Consider the following 21,126-nt stretch of genomic DNA (forward strand, 5'->3'; position numbering starts at 1 on the left):
TGCAGAGTTTAAATTGAAACCATATAGACTCTATTATACATTTCTTCTGCCTCAGCGACTAGTTTCGATTTTATGAAAGCAAGCTTTTGTCATTTTTTTGTCGATACGGCGCTGATAGGCCGTTCTTAGTGCCCCCTGATGACGGCCGCATTCGCCGACACAAAAACGCCTTAAAGAACAATAGAAAAGTCCGCCGGTCAATGGATGCATTCCGGCGGACTTTTTTGCAGCTTGCGGTTTCTATATACGCCCGGCGTTCATTGAGGGCTCTGAAATCTGTTTCTGCCTTTCATCACAATGGTTTTATTATCTTGGTGTATAAAAATTCTGCGTGAAGTACGGCTGTTTCTTCTCTTCATTTATTGCGACACCAACTCCAAGCCTCTCATAATCCCCGAGAAGTGTCTTTCTATGGCCGGAATTTGAATTCATCCAGCTTTGATGAGCGAAAATTGGGCTGGTTTGACCATAAGCAATATTCTCCGCAGCTCTATAAAAGTTCACTTCGTCCGCCGACATCCGGTCAAACGGGCTTTCGCCCTGGAGGTTCGTGTGTTCAAAGTAGCTGTTGGAAGCCATATCTTCACTATGCGAGCGTGCTGTCTGTGCAATCTGCTCATCCCACTCGACGATGTCTTTGCCAAACCGGACACGTTGTGAGTTTGCAAGATAAAACACCTGGCGCTCATAGCTGGATTTCAATGAATCACTCGGCTCTGCATAATATTGACGGAAGTTTTCTTCTACTTCACTGTCGATAATCATAACGGAGGTAATTGTGTCCTCCCGGTGTTTATCATAAAAGTACGTGCTGTAAAAATCGCCATTATCATACGTGCCGGATTCATCTGTTTCAATCTTGTAGTAGGAATCGCCTTTTTCGATGGTATCTTTAGATTCTCCATAGGCAGCTTTTACATCAGCCTTCGTATTATCAATTCGGAGGCCTTCACCGTCCTCCCACGTGTTTTGATTAGTGTACACCGCGACTACTTCATTATTTTCAATGCCGTATTGAACGTAATTGTCAAAGCTGTCATGGTAAATGTGCCAATCAAAGCCGTAATGGCTCTGCTCCACCGCCTCGGATTCTCCGTGCATTGAGGTCAGTTCATCGAGAGAATCGCCAAGCTGAATGCCGCGGAACCCCCATGCTTTTTCTTCACTGCCGACATCCGAATCCGGCGGTGTATTCACTTCATAATCACGAAAATCCGGGTTGAGTGCCCTCGCAAGAAACACACTGAAATGCGCGCGGGTTATTTTTTCATCTTTCCCAAATGTGCCATCGTTATGGCCTGTAGAAATTCCTGCTGCTGCAAGCTTCTTTATGGATGAAGCAGCCCAGAAACTGTCAGGAACGTCCGAAAAGGAAGTCTCTGCTTCTTCTTCCAGAGAGTAGGCCCGGTCAATAATTACGGCCATCTGCGATCGATTTAATTTCTCTCTCGGGCGGAATGTATCCTTATCACCCTTCATGATTCCCTCATCCGCAAGTGTGGCTATGTAAGGGTAAAATTCATTACCTTTATTGACGTCCTTAAAGCCCGGATCGGGGCGGTTGTCTACATCGAGCTCCAAAGCGCGGGTAAGCATTTTTGCTGCCTGCTGCCGGGTCGCGATGTTGTCCGGTTTAAACGTACCATCCTTATATCCGTTTACAATCTCCCGGTCAGAGATATATTGAATTTCATCTGAAGCCCAGGAATTATTAACATCTGCAAATGAATCAGCAGCGTCTGCCTGAAATGGAATAGAGAATAATAGTAATAAGGAGAAAAACCAGAACATCATTTTTTTCTGCATGCGATGACCCCCAATATATTGCAATAATAAAACATATAGCTTTCTATTCCTTCATTTACCTATTTGTAAACTGAAATCATAGAGGTTTTAAAACATTCTACCATGATTTCTCAGATTTTTCCTGAAAAAAATAAAAAAATCCCCCGCAAATTTCGCAGGGGAGATCGTACGTCTTGTTTTATTCATAGTAATCAGCAATGCCGTTGTAGACAGCTCTTGCTGCTTTGTCATTGTAGCCTGACTGCTTCATACGATTGGAATCGCCGGTATTTGTCAAAAATCCGAGTTCTATGAGCGTACTTGGCATCGTCGTGTTTTTAATCACATAAAAGCCTGCTTCAGCGACTCGGCGGAACTTCATACCAGTTTCACTGACCAGCCGGTTCTGGATTGATCTGGCGAGCTCATAGCTTTTTTGTGACTGGTGACTGCTGTTATAAAAGGTTTCTGCGCCTTCTGCACCCGGTGTTGCCGCGTTCGCATGAATACTGACAAATGAATCAGCGTTTGCACTTTCAGCGATAGAAACCCGTCCATTCAATGAAATGAATGTGTCATTGGTACGTGTCATCACAACATTCGCCCCAGCATCCTCAAGCAGATCCTCTACCTTAAGTGCCACGGCAAGGTTAACCTGCTTTTCGACAAGGCCGTTTGCCTGCGCGCCGCCATCGCTGCCGCCGTGGCCGGCGTCAATCACAATCGTTTCGCCGCTTACAGGTGTATCCGCTTCTCCGGCTAAGCGTAAATATTTCAAGTGTGTATATGCCCAGTCTCCGTTAAATCGAATCAGGACCCAGTCGTCATTCGTAATCTCATAGATATCAATCGTCTCGCCTGCACGCAGGTTACCGACTTCAGGATATGGAACATCTGGTCCGGAACGGGCCACTACAGGTGTTACAACTTCTGCAGTCGTAACGGGCTGCGGAGGCGGTGTTTCATCTGACTGCACATCCTCGACATTGTCCACATAAGTCTGAGACACATAGCCGGTTTTTCCGTTCACTCTAACTTCGAGCCAGTTGCCGCTTTTAGAATAAACGTTAATTTTTTCGCCCGGCTGAATGGTAGCAATTCTGGAATCATCGGAGCTTGGCCCGCTTCTTACATTCAAAGGCGTGCTGGAAACAACCACTCCTTCAAACAATATTTCCGAATCTGTTTCATTCTCATCATTGCCTGAAACATCTAAACGAAACTCTTCATTCAGTGCACGCGCGATAAACGATGCCATTTGATCTCGAGTGACGTCCATATTTGGACGAAAGTCACCGTTTGTCGAGACAATTCCTTCGTCTGCAAGCTTTGTTATGTATCCTTTAGCCCAGTGGTCGCCCGAAATATCACGGAACGGGTTTTCTCCATCATAAGTCTCTGAGCTTTCTCCATAAACTGCCACTGCGATTATCTTCGCCATCTGTGCTCTTGTCGTAAAGTTATTAGGATTAAAGTACTCCCGGTCTGAGTCAAAAATACCCAAATCTGCAGCCTGCTGAATCAGCTCATAGCTTGGGTGGGAAGCTAAAACATCCTTAAAAGTTACTGTAGACGGATTATAATTGTCATCACCGTAGGCTCTGCTCAGCATGATCGCGGCCTGGGAACGCATCAGATTGTGCCGCGGCCGGAATTCCCCTGTGTCTTCATACCCAAAAGCAATCCCCTGGTCATGCATATAATCAATTTCATCTGTTGCCCAATGGTTGTTTGGGACATCCACGTACCTGTCACTTGCTTCCGCTTTTTCAATTCCTGAAGCGGAAAAAATCGACAATCCGACCGCCAGGGACAAAGCGCCGTATACAATTTTCTTTTCCAAAGATATATTCCTCCTTTTCTTATATGGTCCCTTATAATTATGTATAATGGGACTTAAAACACGGACATACGAAATAAAATTCCTGATTTTTATATCTCTCTATGAAAATAAGAATAGCATGACTAGGTGTAATTAACTAGATTATTTTGGAAATTTATCGAAATTAGTCATATGTTATCGAAGTTTTTTACATTATTATTACAATTTGATGTTTATTATTACAATTAATCGAATTTTGTCAGTAAAAAAATGGTAGAATTCAGCTAAAACAATTCTTGCAAAAATACATCAATATTCACTTTATTTTTAGACAACCTTCTGTTCATACAGCAAAATAGGCCCTCAATACCGCATTGTCCGGGCGGTGCATCGTCTTGGCCTTCATTCTGCTCTACTAAAGCTGATTAATATATTCATAGACCCGGAAGTCGTTTTTGTACTTCACTCAATCATTGCTCCCCAAGCCGAAGCTGCAGCCGCAGAACATAGTTATTTTTTCACAATAAGTATCCCCTCATTAAATCTATGTACCTATAAATTGAATCGAATTTACTACAGTATTCCAATGACTTTAGAAATACTATCGAAATGAGTATTGGAATGATGCTATACTTAATAGGTACATTTTCGCCCCAGCTAAAGGATAAGGAGAGAGATTTTCCCATGATTGGTTCCTTGAAAAAGATAATCGGCGACGAACAGCAGCGCCGTTTAAAAAAATATAATAAAGCTATTGAACGAATAAACAGCTTTGAGCCAGAACTTTCTATGCTTACAGATAAAGAACTCGCCGGAAGAACCACCGAGTTCAAAAATCAACTCCGTAACGGAACAACTCTTTCTAAAATACGTGAAGAAGCATTTGCAGTCGTTCGAGAAGCCTCCAGGCGAGTTATCGGCATGCGGCATTTTGATGTCCAGCTACTCGGAGGGCTCACGATGGATGACGGGGACATTGCGGAAATGGCAACTGGAGAAGGGAAAACGCTCGTTGCATCTCTTCCCAGCTACCTGCGCGCCCTCGAAGAAAAAGGCGTACATGTTATTACTGTCAATGAATATTTGGCGAAACGGGACCGTGAATTAATCGGGCAGGTGCATGAATTTTTAGGACTCACGGTCGGCTTGAACGTCCCGAAGCTTGCTTCCTCAGAAAAGAAAAAAGCGTATGCGGCTGATATTACATATGGCGTCGGAAATGAATTCGGATTTGATTACCTGCGTGACAATATGGTGTACTCTTCGTTGGACAAGGTGCAGCGCCCGTGCCATTTTGCCATTATTGACGAAATTGACAGTGTCCTGATTGATGAGGCGAAAACTCCACTCGTAATCGCCGGTAAAACCGAGGTAAATCCTAGTCTCTATGAAATTTGTGCGAGAATGGCACGCAGCTTTAAGCAGGATAGAGATTACTTGTATGATCCAATTTCAAAGTCTGTCAGTTTAACAGATGGTGGTATTACAAAAACAGAGCGCGCCTTTGGCATAGATAATTTGTATGATCTCGAGCATCACACGCTTTACCATTTTGTTCTGCAGGCCCTCCGCGCACGCGTCATGTTTCAGCGGGATGTTGAGTACATCGTTAAGGAGGGAGAAATTAAGATTGTCGATATGTTCACCGGACGTATTATGGAGGGCAGAACGTTCAGTGATGGTCTTCACCAGGCACTTGAGGCAAAAGAATCCCTTACTATTACTGAAGAAAATAAAACGCAGGCACATATTACAATTCAGAATTATTTTCGGATGTATCCTGCCTTATGCGGGATGACCGGCACAGCGAAAACGGAGGAAAAAGAATTTCAAAATCTGTATAATATGGAAGTTATTCAAATCCCGCCGAATAAAAAACGGCTTCGAAAAGACCACAGTGATCTGATTTTTGCAACAGCTGAAGAAAAATACCGGGCTGCCGCAAAGGAAGTAGTCCAGCGCTACCAGAATAAACAGCCTGTTTTAATTGGTACGACTTCCATCATCCAGTCAGAAACCATGGCAGGCTACCTTGATGGGATCCAGGTGCCTTATGAGCTTTTGAACGCGAAAAGTGTAGAAAAAGAAGTACAGCTGATTTCTCTTGCCGGGCAAAAGGGACAGATCACCATTGCCACCAACATGGCCGGACGAGGAACGGATATAATGCTTGGCGAAGGTGTGGCTGAACTCGGTGGTTTGTTCGTGCTCGGCACTGAGCGACATGAAAACCGCCGCATAGACAACCAGCTGAAAGGACGCTCCGGACGGCAGGGCGACCCCGGCGAAACACAGATGTACTTATCGTTAGAGGATGAAGTGCTGCTCCGCTTCGCCCAGGAGGACATTGAAGAACTGCAGGAAAAAATAACAACCGATGAAAACGGCATTATTCAGGAAGAGCAGGCGAAAGTCGTTGTGGACCGTGCCCAACAGATGTGTGAGCATGCCGGATCCTCACTCCGCGAATATACGTTAAAGCTGGATGATATTGCGAATGAACAACGCGGAGTCATTTATACGCTGCGCAGTCAAGTGTTAGATGAAGAAAATCCGCTCGCACAATGGATGGATATGGTGAAATCAAGTACCTTGAAGCTGGTCGAATATTATTGCGGAGATGAATACCTTCCCGAGGAATGGAACAGAGCAGAGCTTGAATCGAAAATAAATGATATATTGTTGACCTGCCCTGCAGCAGTTCCTGAAAAAGCCGAAGACCGCCGGGATGTGCTTGCGGAAGTGAAAAAGCAGACAGATGCATATTTGGCTGTCATTGAACCGCTCCGGAAAAAAAGCGGAGTCCAGACACAGGCCCGAAAAGTTCTGCTGACTACACTCGACCGGCACTGGCTCAGTCACCTCGAGGAAATGACGAGGTTAAAAGAAGGAATCGGCCTGAGAACTTACGGCCAGGAAGACCCTATGAGAATTTTTACGAGAGAAAGCTTCGAGTTATTTACTCGTATGTATGACATGATCGAACAGGATGCTTCTGTACATTTGTCAAAACTAATCCGCCCGCTTTTGGCTTCAAATGAGGTGAAAAAGTAATGCTTTCTTTTTTTCGAAAAAAAGAACCTGCGAAAATGGAAGGAGACGAAGCTGTCGTCACCTCCTCTGAGCTTTTAGACGAGCCGGACGCGGACGAATATTCAGAAGAAGAAATTGAAACGGAGCTTTCCATTCATACTGATTGGGCCATTACCAGGGAAGATCAGTATACGTTTCAATTTTTGAACACGGAATGTCCTCCCCTGCGCCCGAATCAAATTTCATTGTACGGTATCCGGTGTGAGGAAATAGACATAGGGGAGTATGAAATTACAGCCTTTATCCGCAGCAGCCTTAATAAAACTATCCGCCTTCGTGAAACAACCCTGGTTCTTCTCGACAGCTCGGATAAGCTGCTCGGCCGCAAAACAGTGTATTTGTCTGCTGCCGGCGACATCCCCGGTAAAAGCAGCCGGCCGTGGCGCTTTACGTTTCAGCCTGCAGATCTGTATACTGCGGAGGTACCCAGAGAGAATTGGAAGCTTGCTTTTCACCTGAAGTCATCAGCGCGCAGACATGCTTTAGATTTACAGGAGAGCTGGGAGGAATCGCTTGCCAAAAAAGATAAACGGTCCCTGGAGAAAATGGTCGATGAGTTTTCCCCTCCAAAAGAGGGAGAGGTTAATTTTATGGGACTTAAGGCAATGCAAAAAGACAATGGACAGCTTCAGGTTACGATGCTCATTAGAAATGGCAGCGAGAAGGATGTTTCTTTAGAGCGTATCCCTCTCGCTGTGGAAGATGCCACCATGACGGTGGTGGCTGAGGGAAGCTTCACGGTTGAGGACTTTATCGTAAAAGCGAATACGAGTAAGCCCTGGACATTCATTTTTCCTTCGGAGCTTGTTACTGAAGATGAGATTGATTTGAATACATGGAGAGCCTATCCGATACAGCTGGAAAATCTCAGGTGACTAAGAAAAGCCGGGAAAACCCGGAGGCCACTAATTACCTGAGTTAGTGAAGAAAAGTCAAGAGGCTGGATTAGAAGTGAAGGAAGTCATTGGAGATACAGCTTATTCAGCAAAGGAAAATATCAACTATGCGACAGAAAATGAAATCGAACTCATGATCGCCTCACCTTCGGTTCTCGAAGGCTTGCGCATTCAAGGTGCGATGGCGATTTTTACGGCTAATGTGAAACAAATCGTTAAACGAATGCAGGAATAGAGGGCACAAACCACTTGAAATTAGGTGAAAAGCGGTCTGTATGGAAATTAAATTCCACACAGACCGCTTTATTAAAATTCTACTTTTCAAAGACCTTCCGTTTTTCAGTGGCCTCCAAAACCCGGCTGGAGATTATCCTCTATGCGATATTCAATATATAGTGATTTTACTTAGATTGAATATCGCAGGGCTGCGACGTCGGAATCAGCGCCGTCTGAAAATCCATTCTGGCGAAGTTTCGCTGAGACAGAAATAGTTGTAGACAAGCCCCACGGAAAGTCCGCCTGCAGGAATGTAATCATCCAAATCTTTACTTTCTTAAATTTGAATAAACACCGGCGGCAATGACTTTTTTGTCAAATGTGGATGTCCCATGCCATGATTCGATGATATAATGTAAATATTGTAAAGAAATTATTAAGATTTTATGCATGCAGAAGGTGGTGGGCCGTCAGTGATATCAAAAGAGATATTTCAGCGTTACGAATTAAAATATTTAATACCTTTCTGGAAATATGAAGAGATTGCCCAGCAGCTCGTACATAGTGGAAAGATGCGCTACGATAAATTCGGCGACAGGTTCGGCAACTACAATATTGTGAGCCTGTATTTTGATTCTGATGATAAAAAAATATATTACGAGACACGCAACAAGCTGAATTTCAGGCAGAAGCTGAGGCTCCGCGTCTATGATGACGCTTCATTAGAAAGCCCGGCCTTCCTTGAAGTAAAGCAAAAGTTTAACAATGTCGTTAATAAACGGCGCACGAAGCTCCGGCTTTACGACGCCTATCAATATTTGAAACATGGAAAACAGACGCAGTCGTTTGAAGAATACACGCCTTCCAATCACCAGATAATGAGAGAGGTAGATTCGTTTAAAGGATTGTACGGACTGCAGCCGAAAATTGTAGTAAGTTACGACCGGCAGGCCTTCCACGGTTTAGAGGAAAGCGACCTTCGTGTGACCTTTGATTATAATCTGATGTGCAGGGATGACAACCTTCGCCTTGAAGACGGCCCGGACGGGACTCATTTTGTTGACCCTTCTCTTGTTGTTATGGAGGTAAAGGTATCTCAAAGTGTGCCACTCTGGCTGTCACGGATGCTCAGTGAGTTTGAATGTCCACGACGGAGCGTATCAAAATTCTGCACGAGCCTTGATCTCGCAGATGAATTGAAAACAGAAACCGGGCGCCGCCTGCACGAATCTATTATCGTTTAATACAGGTTGTTAAAATAAAAGAGGCTGTAGCAAAAGCCCCTTTTTATAGAAAAAGTAGTACCCTAAATAGAAGATAGCAGGGGACAAGTCCGAAGACTCCAGTGGGAAGAGCAGCGGCTGAAGATCCGCCGGGCGCGGGTTTCGCCCGGTTAGCTGAAGCGCTGCCCACGGAAAGCGAAGGACTTGTCCCCTGCTTTTTTTACCATGCAAAAGGGGCGAGTATCATTTATGATACAGCCCCTTTTTTTATTTTGATTTTTCCATGAGCTTCGTTTTCAAATACGCTTCTAATGGTTCTTTTAAATCATCACGCTGAAGGGCAAAATCGAGAGTTGCTTTGACGAAACCGAATTTGTCTCCTACATCATAGCGTACGCCTCCAAAATGGTAAGCGAGCACCGCCTGCTTTTTATTGAGCTCTTTAATCGCATCGGTAAGCTGTATTTCATTTCCTGATCCCGGTGGAAGCTGAGCAAGTATTTCAAAGATTTCAGGACGAAGAATGTAGCGGCCCATAATCGCATAATTGGAAGGGGCCTCTTCAAGCTTCGGTTTTTCCTTTAAATCAGCGAGATGCAGCACCCCGTCTTCGACTGCTTCTCCTTTCGGATCCACGATTCCGTATTTGGAGACGTCTTTATCCGGCACCTGCTGGACGCCGACAACCGAGGAATGATAGCGGTCAAATACATCAATGAGCTGCTTGAGACACGGAGTTTCTGACTTTACTATATCATCGCCCAGCAGCACAGCAAACGGCTCGTCTCCTACAAAACGACTTGCGCATGAAATTGCATGACCGAGACCCTTTGGCTCTTTCTGGCGGATGTAATGGATGTTAGCCATGTTGGAGATTTTCTGCACCTCATCAAGCTGATCCCATTTCTTTTTCTTCTCGAGCGTTTCTTCCAGCTCATACGATTTATCAAAATGATCCTCAATCGCCCGTTTGCCACGGCCGCTTACAATAATAATGTCCTCAATGCCGGAAGCAATGGCTTCTTCAACGATATATTGAATAGTTGGTTTATCGACAATTGGCAGCATTTCCTTCGGCTGCGCTTTCGTAGCCGGTAAAAACCTCGTTCCGAGGCCGGCTGCCGGTATAATGGCTTTTCTTACTTTCACGTTGACTTCCTCCCGTATGTCATTATTCCGGAGCGTCCCACAGCATAAAGATATCGCTTGGACGCGGAATGATGTCTATATTATTGAAGGACTGCTCTTCACCTGTGGCGTTGGCGTCCGACAGTGCCTGATAAATTTCTTCAGAAGAAGCCGGAATACCCAGTGCTTCTGCTGCGTCCGCCGCGAGCTGAAAATTGCTCTCGCTCGTCCTCGAGATCACATATTCCCGTCTTTCGCCTTCATAAGCCTGGAATAAATGGTAATATTCTTCATTGGCTGTAGCAAAGCTTCTATCATCCCGCGCGTATAAAGTGACCCCCGCCTCCCTGTACAGGCTTCTCACTATTTCTGTATATTCATTTGAGCCTTCCGGAGTTAAGTCAAGTAAACCATTCGCTTCCCAGCTTGTAAAGCCCTGGTCGTGAAGTCTTTTAAAAAAGGAAGCTGCCTGATCGCGTGTCAATTTTCCATTGACATCAAATCGTTCCGTTTCGGTTTCCCCTTCCTGGCGGCCGGTAGTCAGCTCATGCTCAAACATCCACGCTACCGATTCCTCGAGCTCTGAGTCCTGCCCTTGAATATGCGCGAGCGTCTGGCTGACAACTCCTCGGGTCACGGGCTGGCTCGCGATGACGTTATCCCGCAGCCCCTGCAGGCGCAGGTTATTGTAGGAAAGCGCCCGATAGGATGGCAGAGCCCAAAACTGTCCATCCTCCCGTTCAGCCGTTTCGAGATCAAATGCGCGGTCAAGCATAACTGCAAATTGCGCTTCACTCATTTCATCTCTCGGACCGAACCTTCCGTCTTCATACCCAGTCATAATGCCGTTGTCGCGGGCCCATTGAATTTCTTCTGCGGCCCAATGATCACTTCCAACATCTGAATAAACAGCAGAGGACACGGGTGCTTCTGCTTTTGCATGATCTTCTCCTGCTGGAGAAAGCGAAATTATGTACACGAATACCAAAGCCGCCGCTGCTGCCTTTTTACCCTTGTGATATTTTATACCGTACCTGCTTATCACTGACTTTATCCACCTCCATGTTAACTCCACATTCTTCTTATTATATCGTTTTCAAGGTGGCTTTTTCTACCTTTTTCTGCAAATAACGCCGATTCGTGTAAAAAGGAACCAGAGACCGGAAGTCCTGATTCCTTCATCTTTCGTTAAGCTTTCTTCCACTTCACTTTCAGTGTGTATAACGCCGGCACTACTACGAGAGTCAGAATCGTCGAAAAGACAAGTCCGGATACGATTGCTATACCGAGCGGCTGAAATAAAGGGTTATTTCCAAGGGCGATCGGCAGCACTCCGGCTATGGATGTCAGGCTTGTTAAAATAATTGGGCGGAACCTGTCTTTCCCGGATAAAATGACTGCTTCCTGCAGAGGCATGCCGGCACTCCTCCGCTGTTCAATGAACTCAATCAGCATGATCCCGTTTCTCACCACAATCCCGGCCAGACTGACGGCGCCCATCATCGACATAAAGCCAAGACCCGTCTGGGTAAGAAATAAACCAAGAACCGCACCGGCAACAGCCAGGTAGACCGCACTTAAAATTACAAATGGCATAGTGATCGAGTAAAATTGAACAGCGATAACGATTAAAATGAGAAACACGACAAGGATAAAAATCTGGCCGATATTAATAAATACATCTGTACGCTCTGACGTTTCCCCTCCAACGCTGAAAGTGTTTTCCGGATACTGCGCATCAATGGCTTCAAGCTCTGCTTCTGTCTCGGCCAGTACTGCGTCAGCGCCGCTCTCTCCCGGATAGGCCCGAATAGTTACTGTCCGTTCACCGTTTAGATGCGGTATCGCCTCGACCGATGCTGACTCCTCTTCAGAGACAAGTTTATCGAGAGAGACGCTGCCGGCTGGTTCAGTAGACGATTCTGATGGCGGCCCGTCTTCTTCAGAAGATGGTACTCCTCCTCCCTGACCTCTCAGATTGACTGCTTCAAGATCGTCAGCTTCGACGACGCCATCAGTTTGATAAGTCAATCGCATATCCAGAAGTTCACTTCCCTGCTGCAGATCACCTAATGGCACGCCTTCTCCAAGCAGGCGCAGCTCTTGACTGACCGCTTCAGCGCTGATTCCGTTCTCCTCCATGGCCTCCCGTTCCGGTGAAAACCGCAGGGCGGACAGGTCATTCCCGGCATCCATTTCCGTTCCAGTTATGCCCGGCTCGTCTTGAAATATTTCTTCTATGGCTGAAGCTTCCTCCAGGATAGAGTCCATACTTTCTCCGCTGACCTCTACCGCTATCGGAGCTCCGACGGGCGGGCCGGATTCAACAATCGAGCCCCTTGCTTCAATCTCCGGAAAAGCCTGCGGAAGTGTGACGTTCCATTCATTCATCGCTTCGCGGGCAGCGATCTCACTCTGATTTACATAAATTAAGAAGTTAATGTCGTTTTCTTCACTATTCGCCGGTCCGTCTCCGGTGCTGAAAATTCGCGGCACTGTCGTGCCTGTGTATGTGGAAACAGAACGGACTTCCTCGTGCTCATAAAACCACTCTTCGATATCTCTCGCTCTTTCTTCGGATTCTTCCAGCAGAGTTCCCGCTGGCAGAGAGGCTTCCACAAACACCTCTTCTCGGTCTGTGTCAGGGAAAAACTCAAGCGGTGTAAATGGTATCAGTCCGTAAGCTGCAGTACCGATCACAAATCCACAAATAGAAACGATAAGAGGGCGCTTCACCACAGAACCAAGCACTCTGCGGCTGTAAGAGTCGGCTGCATTGTCTATCCAGCGGCCAAGAAAGCCAGGGGATTTTCTGTTTCCGGTTTGCGAGCGTGGTGGATAAGGGAGTCCGCCTTGCTGCTCTTCTTCCGTTTCTAGTAATGTACGGCCGTGGTTCTCTTTTACTACAGCCTTTCGCTTTTGTTTACGTCCTTCGATTACTGCCCTGTAAATCGGAATAATCAGCAAAGCAACCAGTGTCGATGCCAGGATGGTCGAAATAAGTACGGTGGGCAGCGGGCGGATAAAGGCGCCGGACGACCCTGGAAGCAGGAGCAGAGGCAAAAACGTAAACACAACTGTCAATGTCGAAGTAATCACAGATGCTGCGACCTGCCGGACCCCGCTCACGGAAGCCACAGCGGCTGATTCTCCTTGACGAAGACGCCGGTCAATATTTTCATTTACGACGATCGCATCGTCCACTAAAATCCCTAGAGAGATAATAAAGGCAATCAATGAAATCTGATCGAGCCCGACTCCCGCATAAGGGAGAACAATCATACCAACAGCCAGGGAGGACGGAATGGCAATCGCTACCGAAAAAGCAGTCGATAAGTTCAGCCCCACCGAACAAACGACAATAACAGAAATAAATGAAATGCTGAATGCGATCGCAAGGTTGGTAAAGAGCTCTGAAACAAGATCTCCCTGGGTATACAGCTGTTCAATTTCTGCCCCTGCAGGAAGCTCCTCTTCAAATTGATCCATGAGTGGATCAAGCCTTTCCTGCGCTGTCGGCACACTTGCACCATCTGCCAGAAAAAATGTCAAAGATAAGGCTGGTTCTCCTTCGAAGGCTGCAGATTTTTCTCTTGGCTGGTACGTATCTTCTATTTCAGCAATATTATCGAGTTGTACTGTATCTCCATCTTCGGACGTACCGACGGAAAGGTCTTCAAAATCAGAAGCATCTTTCATCGTTTCCAAAATGATGCGCTGCCTTTCATTGCCGCGTTCCCAATTTCCAGGTGGAAGAGCGGCTGTTTCTCCGTTAATAGCTCCAATAACCTGAGACGAAATAATATTGTTATCTTCCATCGCTTCCGGGTCAAGAGAGAAAAGAAGCTCTGACTCCAGTGCCCCTTCTACAGCGATATCGGAAATTTCCGGCAGGGAGGTAAAATCCCGTCGCCAGTTCTCAAGCAGACGATCCATCTCGGGAAGGAGAGCTTCTTCATCGAGAGTAATTTGATAAATTGAAAGCCCCTGTTCGCTTAAATCATTATTTATGTCCGGAGTTTCGATATCATCCGGAAATTGAGAAGAGGCATCATTGATTCGCTGTTCAATATCATTCCAGACGGCATCTCTGTTGGAGAGTCCCTCTTCAAGCTCAATTGTCAACGACGAAAAGCCGGGACTTGATACAGAGGAAACATTCGTAATTTCCTGGACATCCTGAAGCTCCTGTTCGAGCGGGTTGGTAATGGAAGCCTCTACTTCTTCGGCTTCAGCACCGGGATAAACCGTATTTACCTGGCCGACAGGCGGCTCGATAGCCGGAATTTCTTTTTGAGGCAGTTGAAAAAATGTCAGCACGCCGACGATAACAAGCATAAAGAAAAACAGCAGTGTAATCTTCTTTTTTGTGATCAGCCAGTTCAGCATAAAGTTCTCTCCTTTGCAGCTCTACCACACTGTGATAAGTCTTACCCAATATTTGTACAACAAAATAATAACCATTGTGGGATTTTTTGTGGGGTCTGGCCCTCCACAAAAAAAACCACTGAGTTTTTTGAAATTTATTGATGACAAATGTTTTAGCATCTGGTATATTTAGGATATTCTTACTAGAAAGGAGGACCGTACCGGGCACAAAGTTTTATCACCAACCCAGCCGGCCGTGGCAGCCCCCTCTGTTTCCAGGCCATATTTTTGCTGACACCTTCTGCTGCTATTGTTTCCTCTCCCCGTAATGACTTGGTTTCCATCCGATTTACTACCTGCTCAAGCCAGCAATACTGCGATTCACCAGGAGGTAATATATGCCTTGACAAGAAAATATCGCATCCGGCATCCAGGACTTACGTATCACATTGTCGCACGTGGTATACGACAGTCAAATCTTTTCTTGGATACAAAAGATTTTGGACATTATTTGTATCTGCTTACCAAATCAAAAGAAGTATACGATTATGACCTCCACGCTTACTGCCTCATGTCAAACCACATTCATCTTTTAATCGAAACCTTCACCGACGATATTTCCTCGATTATGCACCGGCTCCAGACAAATTATGCTATCTATTTTAATAGCAAATACAAGGTAAACGGCCATGTTTTTCAAGGGAGATTTTATTCGGACCCTATGAAGGATGAAACACACTTTTTTGAAGTGGGACGTTATATTCACCTCAATCCTGTACTGGCCGAAATTACTGCCGATCCAGCTGACTACAGGTGGTGCAGTGCCAGGACATACCTTCTTCCCATGCCGGAGGATCAGCCTCAGCACCCGCTTTTAAGCATTTCCCGCACACTGCATCTATTCCCCTCTCCACGGCATGACCAGTACCGAAGCTATTTATTTCAGCGTCTGAAAGACTCAGACTTATCTTTGCCGTGTCATCCTATCTAATAAGGAGGCTGTTTATGTTTAACCAAGTAACACTAGTCGGCCGTTTTACGAAGGACCCGGTATTGACGTATACCAATGATGGTACTGCCGTTTGTAACTTTGTCCTTGCAGTGCAGCGGTCTTTCCGGAACCAGCATGGAGATTTTGACGCGGATTTTGTACCAGTGACCCTATGGAGAAAGCAAGCAGAAAATACCTCCTTGTACTGTCATAAAGGAGCCCTTGTCGGAATCAATGGAAGAATCAATACAAGACTTTATGAAAATAAAGATCAGCAGCGTGTGCAGGCCATTGAAGTCAATGCCGACCAGATTCGATTTTTAAAGCTGAATCCTTCCCAGTCAGCATCTATTCAGGAGAAAAATAAATCTGATGTTCAACCTCATGGTGCTTCCAGCGATAAAATTGCAGAACCTTCTGCATCGGAAACACCAGCAGTATAGCAGTCAGATTTCCCACCAGCGGCTGTCTTCCCTAAAACAGTCCAACCTACTTAATGTTTATTTGCCCCGCTTTCCCTCATTTCCCCTCCTTTTGCCCATCACTTCCTGCCAGGGAAGAGGTGGGCGACCTTTTTGATAATGACACTCGTGTCATTTTACTGCATAATTTATGACACAAGTGTCGTTTTGTAGATATATAGCCGTTATGCAAAACTTATAAACATGTTAAACTTACTTTGCCATTCCGTTCATTAAAACATTATAAATGGCTGACACCCATTCTTGTTTAGATAATCTTGTATTAGGCGCTTTTACCATCGCCATAATGATACCGCTTAGTCCGGTTACCGGTATATCTCTGCGAAGTAACTCTAACTGCTGTCCTTCATTTATCAAGCGCTCCACTCTTTCATTCAGCTCTTGAAAGAAACCAAAGAGCTTTTGAACGTTTGCTTCTACGAGCGGAGAAGCATGATGATCTAAAACAGGCAGAATCTGCAGAGCCTGATGAATGTCTGAATATTCGACCCAAATCTGAATAACTTTTATTAGCTTCGATTCGAATTCAATCTCTGTTTCCAATTCATTTAAGCGTGTCATTAACGTATCGATTACGTGCATCATATAGTCTGTTACGAGCTCTTCTTTTTTTGAATAATAATTATAAATTGTACTCCGCGCTACATTCAGCCGCTCTGCCAGTGCTTTAAAATGAAAGGAGTGATATCCATTTTCAAGTATCAGCTTTTCTGTTTCCTGGAACAGCTGTACTTTATCTATCGTTCGTTGTCGGGACATGCCTTTCGGCTCCTTTATATACCTCTTCCGCTTTTTTCATTAGTATAGCACATGTATTATCGAAGCTGTCCGGTACCAGCGTCTGCGGTCCTTTTTCCTCTAACTTTAGATATTAAATCCATTACCAATAGCCCAAGCATAGCTCCGAAGCTGTCCAGCACGACGTCCTGCCAGAGACCGGTTCGCTCTGGATGATAAAAATGACGCACTTCATCTAACGAGGCAAAAATAACAATAAATAAAAAAGTCCATATCAATTTAGTTCCCCATTGCATTCGAAGCGGTCTTAAAGCAATTACTGCGCAGACAGCCATGCCAAAATAAGTAACTACGTGTGCGCCTTTTCTAACAAAAAACTCCACAAAGCCAGCAAGCCCAAGCTCTTCCACACTAATTTCGCTGTAGGCATAGGTAAATGATATTCCTGATAATGGAGTTTCTATCACACTGAGCGGAAGTCTGCTCAACAGCGGACGCATATCCTGCTGCTCATAAGACATCGTCGATGCTGAAGAAACCATTACAATCCAGACAGCCAGCGGCAGCAAATAAAATAAATTAGATCTCTTCAAGGCACATAACGCTCCAGACAGATACCGTTTTTTTCTATTTTATAGAAAGGACTGGGTTTTTCCCAGTCCTTTTTTCATATTTTTTTATCTCCCCATCCAACCTCCGTCTACAGAAAGCAGGTGCCCATGCACATAATTGGATGCAGCTGAAGCAAGATAGACGACAGATCCTTTAAAATCTTCAGGTTCGCCCCATCGTCCGGCCGGTATTCTGTCTAGTATCTGTTGATTTCTCGTAGAATCGTTAATGAGTGCAGTATTCATCTCCGTGGCAATATAGCCCGGCACGATCGCATTTACATTGATGTTATGGGAGGCCCATTCATTTGCGAGTGCCTTGGTGAGCTGAGCGACTCCGCCTTTGGAAGCAGCATAGGCAGGTACAGTAACACCGCCTTGAAAAGATAACAGAGAAGCGAGGTTAATAATTTTTCCGTTTTTATTTTCAAGCATATGTATTCCCGCCTGCTGGCAGAGAAGCCAAACAGTTTTTAAATTAATATCTAATACTTCATCCCAATCATCTTCTGGAAATTCTGCAGATGGAGAACGGCGCTGTATGCCTGCGCTATTAACTAAAATATCTATTTTTCCAAACTCATTAACCACAGCAGGAACGGCATCCTTTACTTGTTTCTTGTCGTTAAGGTCGCAGGGAATGATTGTCGCCTTTCGGCCGAGTGCTTCAATTTCCAGCTTAGTATCAGACTGATTTATATTTCTTTGCAGCAGAGCGACATCTGCTCCAGCTTCGGCTAAAGAGATCGCCGCAGCTTTTCCGATTCCTCTTGTGCATCCTGTAACAGCAGCAGTTTTTCCGGTAAGATCGAATAAATTTTTCATAAAAAACACCCTTTTTTTGAAAAAATATTTATTTACAAGTATACGTTATTTTCTCAACGAAAGAAATAGTTTTTCAATTTTTTGTATATATATGAAAAAAAATTTAATTGATGATGAACGTGGTCATAAGCACGCTTTGCTTATACTATAAAATAAGAGATTTAATGTGAGAAGATTTCGGGTAAAGTGGCAAGAAATGATATAATGACACTAACCCTTAGTCAGGGTGTACCCGAAACACATCTAAAGGGGGTGGAACGTGTGGCTTTTGTAATTACATCACCATGTATCGGAGAAAAAGCTGGCGATTGCGTCGATGTATGTCCAGTGGACTGTATCGATGAGGGAAAGGAACAATTTTTTATTGATCCGGACGTCTGTATTGACTGCGGTGCTTGTGTCGTTGTCTGCCCTGTAGAGGCTATTGTCGAGGATACAGAATTAACTCCAGATACAGAGCACTTTCTCGATAAAGCAAAGGAATTTTACGGCACAACGTAATCAGTACAGCTTCATATCGTATGTTATCCGGCCCAAGCGGTCGGATTTTCTCGTTTCAGCCATACAAGAAAAAGCCAGTCTAGCTGCAATTGATATTTCTGCGTATTTCTTCGAATGTCCGCGGACACTGGTTACGTTAATTGTTCAAAATGGCCCGTTTTTTCTTCTTTGCCGGACTTGTCTTCCGCTATTGGACAAAAAGATAGCCATAGCAGCCGCCATTCAGGCAAATAGCAAACCTGATGTCCGCCAAACTTTCAAAAATACATAGCTTTTTTATTAAATAACGGAATCCCTTGTGCATCCAGTCTACGAACTACTTTTACGCTATCGTCAACCACCCATGAAGTCCAAGCAGTGGAATGCAGCAGTTGTACGGAAAAAGCAGCAGTTGAACCGATGGAAGAGGTCTGGGGACATGTGGCGGTGAAAGCGTATGGATTCTTATCGAAAAACCTGGCTTTTACAAGAATATAGAACTCGACATATTAACAAATCACTGAATAGGGAAAAAGACTCAAATCGAAATTTTATAAAAAATAGCGATTATTTTTGTTTTGATGGGGTATACATTAACTACCCCACCCCATACCTCGATTATAGGACACACCAGGACACCACCTGCTGTCCATAATTGTGCCACTGCCAGACGGCCGCCGGATAACCCCCCGGCGGCCGTTTGGTTTTTCTGTATCTTTAAATATGTATGTTATACTCCTATTTAAATTGAATGAAAGGGTGGTCATCCGATGGAATTTCAAGAAATAGCCAGAAAAAGGCGTGAAATCACAGATTATAAGGATGAGCTGATTTCTGATGAGGTCATGAAAAGAATTCAAGATGCTGCCATGCTGGCTCCAGCAGGAAACAACCTCCCCTCACGTGAGTTTATTGTCGTACGCAGTGAAAAAATGCTAAAACATTTAGAAGGTGCCACGCCGTTCGTGCCGTGGCTGAAAAAAGCGAAGGCAGCTATTGTCGTTACAGGGCGTCCTGATGTGAGTAAATATTGGCTTCAGGACGCTTCCATTGCATGCAGCTACATATGGCTCGCTGCCGTTGACGAAGGTCTTGGAGCCGCGTTCGGCGCAATTTATCATGCACAGGATGCAGCTGAATCCGCAAAACGCGAACAATATGTGCGCGAGGCTCTTCACATACCAGCAGACCGAAAAATACTCGCTATTCTTGGTATGGGGTATCCTGCAGAAGAAAAAGCACCAAAAAGCCCGCCGGATCAGAGTGAACTGCTGCACTATGAAATATTTGGCGGGTAATTCGGTTTCTTATTCGATAGAGCAAGGCCCCGCCCCCTGTACGCAGAAACGACACCTTTTGATATTATGTCAACTCATTGTGGGATTTTGGGCGGGGCCTGGCCCCACAAAATCAATCATTTCTTTCTATTCAGCGCTACTCCTGCCAACGTATACAGCACTACTGTCGAAGCGAGATGGGCAGAAAACTGATTCACATCTGTTTCTGGATACACCTCAACAAAATCCATTCCGACGAGCCCTTTCTTTCCGAATTCATGAATCATAGTCAGAAGCTCGTAAGAAGTAAGACCATTTGCATCCGGCGGCCCGCCCGGATTAAATGCATAATCAAGAATATCGCTGCAAATCGATAAATACACTACATCAACATCCTGGCTCGCCTTTGCGTAGATTTCATCCGCCATCCGGTAAATGTCCCCGCATTCACGTATATCCCTGGACGTTATCGTCACAGCCCCTGCTTCCTTCGCAAAACGGCCGCTTTCCGGTTTATTTCGCGGCCCGTGGATGCCCGCATGAATCAAACTTTCATTCCGGACGCCATCGAGTTCGTACAACCTCGCAAACGGGGTATTCCGAGCAAATTTGTCCTTACCGAAAGACATCGCATTGTCGTAATGGGCATCGAGGTGAATGATGCCGACCTTCTGGCCACGTTCCTCCACAAGTCCGCGGATAATTGGATAGGTGATACTATGATCACCGCCAAGTCCGATCGGAAAAACATTATGACTCCAGAGATTTTTCCTGGTAAACTCTGTAATCCACTCCATTGTTTCCTCGGAGTTATTCCAATTAATGGTAATATCCCCGATATCTCCAAGGGACAAATGCTCAAATACATCAATCCCGTCCAGCTCCGGCAAAAATCCAGAATAGCGGCCGGAAGAAAGCCTCATTGATTTCGGCCCAAGTTCGCAGCTCGTATAATTCCCCCAGGTGACCCCGCCTTCCCATGGCACTCCATAAACGACAGCATCCACCTGCCCGGCATTCTTGGCAGCTACTTTTTTACTATTTAAAAAACAAGGCGTGTTTCCATACACAAATTGCTGCTCCATGTTCATCCTCCTCAAGCTGAAAATTTAACGTATCTCCTTATTTATCGTACATTATTTTCTAAGCTTGTTTCCAGTTTTCGTAAAGTCTCTTTTGAGAGCTCTTATC

At 45.1% G+C, this 21,126-nt stretch carries 17 protein-coding genes; 8 read left to right on the plus strand and 9 right to left on the minus strand.

Going from position 1 to position 21,126, the window contains the following annotated elements:
- Positions 1-306: 306 nt before the first annotated feature.
- Together ACE4RR_RS04235 and ACE4RR_RS04240 are read right to left on the minus strand one after the other, a co-directional pair.
- Positions 307-1,806, minus strand: a complete 1,500-nt coding sequence (locus ACE4RR_RS04235) for an S-layer homology domain-containing protein (protein WP_375534150.1) — start codon at positions 1,804-1,806, stop codon at positions 307-309.
- Positions 1,807-1,984: 178 nt separating this feature from the next.
- On the minus strand, positions 1,985-3,628 hold the full coding sequence (locus ACE4RR_RS04240) for an N-acetylmuramoyl-L-alanine amidase (RefSeq protein ID WP_375534151.1): 1,644 nt from the start codon (positions 3,626-3,628) through the stop codon (positions 1,985-1,987).
- Positions 3,629-4,291: 663 nt separating this feature from the next.
- Between ACE4RR_RS04240 and secA2 the strand changes: the two genes are divergently transcribed.
- The 4 genes from secA2 (at position 4,292) to ACE4RR_RS04260 (ending at position 9,056) form a co-directional block, all read left to right on the plus strand.
- Positions 4,292-6,661 (plus strand): accessory Sec system translocase SecA2, encoded by a 2,370-nt coding sequence (gene secA2 / locus ACE4RR_RS04245; RefSeq protein WP_375534152.1) that lies wholly within the window; start codon positions 4,292-4,294, stop codon positions 6,659-6,661.
- Positions 6,661-7,575: an accessory Sec system S-layer assembly protein gene (locus ACE4RR_RS04250; protein WP_375534153.1), complete on the plus strand. Its 915-nt coding sequence runs from the start codon at positions 6,661-6,663 to the stop codon at positions 7,573-7,575. The genes secA2 and ACE4RR_RS04250 overlap by 1 nt, the downstream gene beginning before the upstream one ends.
- A gap of 76 nt (positions 7,576-7,651) precedes the next feature.
- Positions 7,652-7,831 (plus strand): hypothetical protein, encoded by a 180-nt coding sequence (locus ACE4RR_RS04255; RefSeq protein ID WP_375534154.1) that lies wholly within the window; start codon positions 7,652-7,654, stop codon positions 7,829-7,831.
- 454 nt (positions 7,832-8,285) lie between these two features.
- On the plus strand, positions 8,286-9,056 hold the full coding sequence (locus ACE4RR_RS04260) for a polyphosphate polymerase domain-containing protein (RefSeq protein WP_375534155.1): 771 nt from the start codon (positions 8,286-8,288) through the stop codon (positions 9,054-9,056).
- A 246-nt stretch (positions 9,057-9,302) separates the two neighbouring features.
- On the opposite strand, the gene galU is transcribed toward ACE4RR_RS04260, so the two are convergent.
- From galU to ACE4RR_RS04275, 3 genes are all read right to left on the minus strand, one after another.
- Positions 9,303-10,184, minus strand: coding sequence for a UTP--glucose-1-phosphate uridylyltransferase GalU (gene galU, locus ACE4RR_RS04265; RefSeq protein ID WP_375534156.1), 882 nt, complete (start codon positions 10,182-10,184; stop codon positions 9,303-9,305).
- A gap of 22 nt (positions 10,185-10,206) precedes the next feature.
- Positions 10,207-11,208 carry an S-layer homology domain-containing protein gene (locus ACE4RR_RS04270; protein WP_375534157.1) on the minus strand — a complete coding sequence of 334 codons (1,002 nt, stop codon included), beginning with the start codon at positions 11,206-11,208 and terminating at the stop codon, positions 10,207-10,209.
- Between the two features lie 143 nt (positions 11,209-11,351).
- Positions 11,352-14,552 carry an efflux RND transporter permease subunit gene (locus tag ACE4RR_RS04275; RefSeq protein ID WP_375534158.1) on the minus strand — a complete coding sequence of 1,067 codons (3,201 nt, stop codon included), beginning with the start codon at positions 14,550-14,552 and terminating at the stop codon, positions 11,352-11,354.
- Between the two features lie 382 nt (positions 14,553-14,934).
- On the opposite strand from ACE4RR_RS04275, the gene ACE4RR_RS04280 reads away from it, so the two are divergent.
- Both ACE4RR_RS04280 and ACE4RR_RS04285 read left to right on the plus strand, forming a co-directional pair.
- On the plus strand, positions 14,935-15,522 hold the full coding sequence (locus ACE4RR_RS04280; RefSeq protein ID WP_375534159.1) for a transposase: 588 nt from the start codon (positions 14,935-14,937) through the stop codon (positions 15,520-15,522).
- Between the two features lie 14 nt (positions 15,523-15,536).
- Entirely contained in the window at positions 15,537-15,965 is a 429-nt protein-coding gene (locus ACE4RR_RS04285) for a single-stranded DNA-binding protein (protein ID WP_375534160.1), read from the plus strand.
- A gap of 231 nt (positions 15,966-16,196) precedes the next feature.
- Here the strand turns inward: ACE4RR_RS04285 and ACE4RR_RS04290 are convergent, their stop codons facing one another.
- From ACE4RR_RS04290 to ACE4RR_RS04300, 3 genes are all read right to left on the minus strand, one after another.
- The gene (locus ACE4RR_RS04290) at positions 16,197-16,763 is read right to left on the minus strand and encodes a TetR/AcrR family transcriptional regulator (protein WP_375534161.1); all 567 of its coding nucleotides are present in this window, start codon (positions 16,761-16,763) and stop codon (positions 16,197-16,199) included.
- Between the two features lie 56 nt (positions 16,764-16,819).
- Positions 16,820-17,335 (minus strand): VanZ family protein, encoded by a 516-nt coding sequence (locus tag ACE4RR_RS04295; protein WP_375534162.1) that lies wholly within the window; start codon positions 17,333-17,335, stop codon positions 16,820-16,822.
- A gap of 84 nt (positions 17,336-17,419) precedes the next feature.
- The gene (locus ACE4RR_RS04300) at positions 17,420-18,178 is read right to left on the minus strand and encodes an SDR family oxidoreductase (RefSeq protein ID WP_375534163.1); all 759 of its coding nucleotides are present in this window, start codon (positions 18,176-18,178) and stop codon (positions 17,420-17,422) included.
- 261 nt (positions 18,179-18,439) lie between these two features.
- Between ACE4RR_RS04300 and ACE4RR_RS04305 the strand changes: the two genes are divergently transcribed.
- Both ACE4RR_RS04305 and ACE4RR_RS04310 read left to right on the plus strand, forming a co-directional pair.
- Positions 18,440-18,679, plus strand: coding sequence for a ferredoxin family protein (locus ACE4RR_RS04305; RefSeq protein WP_375534164.1), 240 nt, complete (start codon positions 18,440-18,442; stop codon positions 18,677-18,679).
- 749 nt (positions 18,680-19,428) lie between these two features.
- A complete protein-coding gene (locus tag ACE4RR_RS04310; protein ID WP_375534165.1) occupies positions 19,429-19,956 on the plus strand; it encodes a nitroreductase family protein in 528 nt (175 codons plus the stop codon).
- A 116-nt stretch (positions 19,957-20,072) separates the two neighbouring features.
- Here ACE4RR_RS04310 and ACE4RR_RS04315 read toward each other — a convergent pair whose 3' ends face one another.
- Positions 20,073-21,020, minus strand: a complete 948-nt coding sequence (locus ACE4RR_RS04315) for an agmatinase family protein (RefSeq protein WP_375534166.1) — start codon at positions 21,018-21,020, stop codon at positions 20,073-20,075.
- Between the last annotated feature and the right edge of the window lie 106 nt (positions 21,021-21,126).

Origin of the sequence: Alteribacillus sp. HJP-4 (genome assembly GCF_042139015.1) — a bacterium.
Taxonomy (GTDB): Bacteria; Bacillota; Bacilli; order Bacillales; family Marinococcaceae; genus JBHIKY01.